This is a genomic window from Acinetobacter sp. YH16031, assembly GCF_013417335.1.
In the GTDB taxonomy this organism is placed as follows: domain Bacteria; phylum Pseudomonadota; class Gammaproteobacteria; order Pseudomonadales; family Moraxellaceae; genus Acinetobacter.
This window is the reverse complement of record NZ_VPED01000103.1, coordinates 1-2,550: the sequence shown is the minus strand read 5'-3', so window position 1 is coordinate 2,550 and position 2,550 is coordinate 1. Positions and strand designations below refer to the sequence as shown.

Genomic DNA, 2,550 nt, shown 5'->3' with positions numbered 1-2,550 from the left:
ACTTTGCATGACATTCAGGTTGAGGAGGGGCGGATTCTTCAGGATTTATTGAAGGATCGCCAGTCAATCAATTCTGGAGATATGGCGGATGACTAATTTTGAGGTTACGGCTAACAAGCCTATGGCTTCACTTGATGAAGCTGCTTCATATTTTAAAAAAGTGTTGCAGGAGCATTTAGATAAAAAACGTGACATCACGTTATTTGCTATTGCTGTTGTTGAGGGTCGATTAAAAGTGATTGAGGGTTTTCCAAGATGATTAAGTTAGAGGGAACAGTATTAAACGTCTTTACTCAACAAGGCGGAACAAACAAGAAAGGCGAAGCCTTTGAAGATCGTGACAAGGTGCAAATTTTGGGAGCTATGGAGCTTCCAAACGGTGATGTAAAAAATGAGCTTTTTACATTATCAGTCGAAAATCATCGTGATTTTATCGACTTCTTAAATCAAAAAATTTCTATTGCTGTTGGAGCAATGGCAAGCGGACGTAATGTGATTTTTTATGTCGCAAAAGGCGCACAGCCTGAATTAGCAAAAACCGTGTGAAACACGAAAAAAAACAGTGAGTTAGGCTTGCCTACTCGCTGTTTTTTCTTTCTCTTGATACTATTGATTAAAGTGGGGACAAAAATTGACTAAAAAAGGCAATAAAAAAGCCCATAATTCGGCTGCTTTGGCGGGCGTTGAATTACAGGCTTTGGAATCTTCTTGCGAAGATCAACATTCGGATAGAATAACACGTTTTGCGACTTTAAAACATAGGGCTAAAAACCAAGAAAACTATCTTTTTACACTAGCCAAGTTTAAAGAGAACTATGTTAAAGACGTTAAAAACGATGAATCTATTGCGGCTCTTAAATCTGCCCAAAAATTGAATGAGTGCGGAAACTATCTGCTATTCAAAAATTTCTATACTTTGGGTGAAATCAAACTAACAAAAATCCAAACATGCGGGCAGCATTTGCTTTGCCCTTTCTGCGCTGCTATTCGTGCCTCCCGTGCTGTTACTCGATACGTTCAACGTATTGATGAAGTATTAACGCAAAATCGCAAGCTCAAGCCCGTTCTAATCACGCTCACAGTAAAAAACGGTTCTGACCTACGGGAACGTGCCGACCATCTTCTAAACGCCTTTAGGAAGCTCCTAGAGCGTCGTAGAGACTTCATCAAGAAGGGTCGAGGGTACAACGAGTTTTGTAAGGTTCAGGGCGCTATGTACTCATACGAAAACACGTATAACGAAAAAACAGGTGAATGGCATCCCCATATTCACATGTTTGCACTGGTGGATAGCTGGATTGATCAGCAAGAGTTTGCGGAATATTGGCAAAGCCTCACTGGTGATTCTTATATTGTAGACGTTCGCAGGGCGAAAAAAGAAAAGGGTTCAGGCTATGCGGGAGCAGCAGCAGAGGTCTGTAAGTACGCTTTAAAGTTTGGTGATCTATCGGTTGAAAAGACTTGGGAGGCTTTTAAGATTCTCAAGGGGCGTCGCTTAACTGGCTCATTTGGTCTTTTATGGGGTGTCAAAATCCCTGAAGAAGCTACGGACGAACTTCCAGACGATCAGTCTTTGCCATATCTCGAAATGCTTTACAAATTCAACTATGCCAAGCATTCATACTATGACTTGATTGTTACACGCAACGTAGAGCCAAAGGCGAAAGCGGAACTAGGAGGAGGAGGAGGAGTTGCGACGACGACCGACCGACGTTGTGAAGCTGTAGCATTGGCGACTAAGGACGAAGCTATCATTTTCGGTCGTGGCGAGGGCACGCAGCACGTGAAAATGAAGCGAGGACGCAAAAAAGCCCACTGGAGAATCCCACCTGCTACCCGTGTTCGGGTTCGGCAACGAATCCGAAGATGGGACGGATATTTATATAATATTGACCTATTCCCGTATGTTGAGCATAGGCTATTAGCTTTTATTGGTTAGCCTGTTTCTTGAGAAACGCGTAAGCGTGCATTCTGAAAATTCTACTGCAACACGTAAGAGTTAGAGCAGGCGGAGTGCCTGCGAACTGACGCAATAAAAACTCTTAACTTTCCTTTCCCTGATTACAAAGCTCCCCTTAGCACCTAAGTGGGAGCTTTTAGCAATCCCGCAGGGTTGCGCCACAAAGAATAATGATATATAAATAACTCACCAGTTAAGCTACTTTAATTTTTTTACATATACAGGGTATATCATTATGACTGAGCCAACTAATTTAGATTTGTTTGTTGCTGAACTTAAAAAAACAGGTCGTTCTAGCTATCACGGTGCATATTTTCAAGTTCCTTTCCGTATCCAATTGCATCTTCATGCGAAAGTTGAATCTCTTGCAAAACACTTAAACAGCTCTCGAAATAAAGTCTTGAATGATCTTTTGGCTATTGCTCTTGATCAGGTTTATTTATCTTTAAATCTCGATGAAGACACTTTGCATGACATTCAGGTTGAGGAGGGGCGGATTCTTCAGGATTTATTGAAGGATCGCCAGTCAATCAATTCTGGAGATATGGCGGATGACTAATTTTGAGGTTACGGCTAACAAGCCTATGGCT

4 protein-coding genes are annotated in these 2,550 nt (G+C 41.7%); all 4 read left to right on the top strand.

The genetic code is table 11. From position 1 onward, the window contains the following. The first annotated feature begins 88 nt into the window (after positions 1-88). The 4 genes from FTV31_RS16225 (at position 89) to FTV31_RS16210 (ending at position 2,519) form a co-directional block, all read left to right on the top strand. Positions 89-259: a hypothetical protein gene (locus FTV31_RS16225; RefSeq protein WP_179995794.1), complete on the top strand. Its 171-nt coding sequence runs from the start codon at positions 89-91 to the stop codon at positions 257-259. Continuing rightward, positions 256-546, top strand: a complete 291-nt coding sequence (locus FTV31_RS16220; RefSeq protein WP_179991767.1) for a hypothetical protein — start codon at positions 256-258, stop codon at positions 544-546. The genes FTV31_RS16225 and FTV31_RS16220 overlap by 4 nt, the downstream gene beginning before the upstream one ends. Positions 547-631: 85 nt before the next feature. Next, positions 632-1,939, top strand: a complete 1,308-nt coding sequence (locus tag FTV31_RS16215) for a protein rep (RefSeq protein ID WP_257221987.1) — start codon at positions 632-634, stop codon at positions 1,937-1,939. Positions 1,940-2,195: 256 nt separating this feature from the next. After that, complete coding sequence (locus FTV31_RS16210; protein ID WP_179991768.1) at positions 2,196-2,519, top strand: hypothetical protein; 324 nt, start codon at positions 2,196-2,198, stop codon at positions 2,517-2,519. Positions 2,520-2,550: the final 31 nt, after the last annotated feature.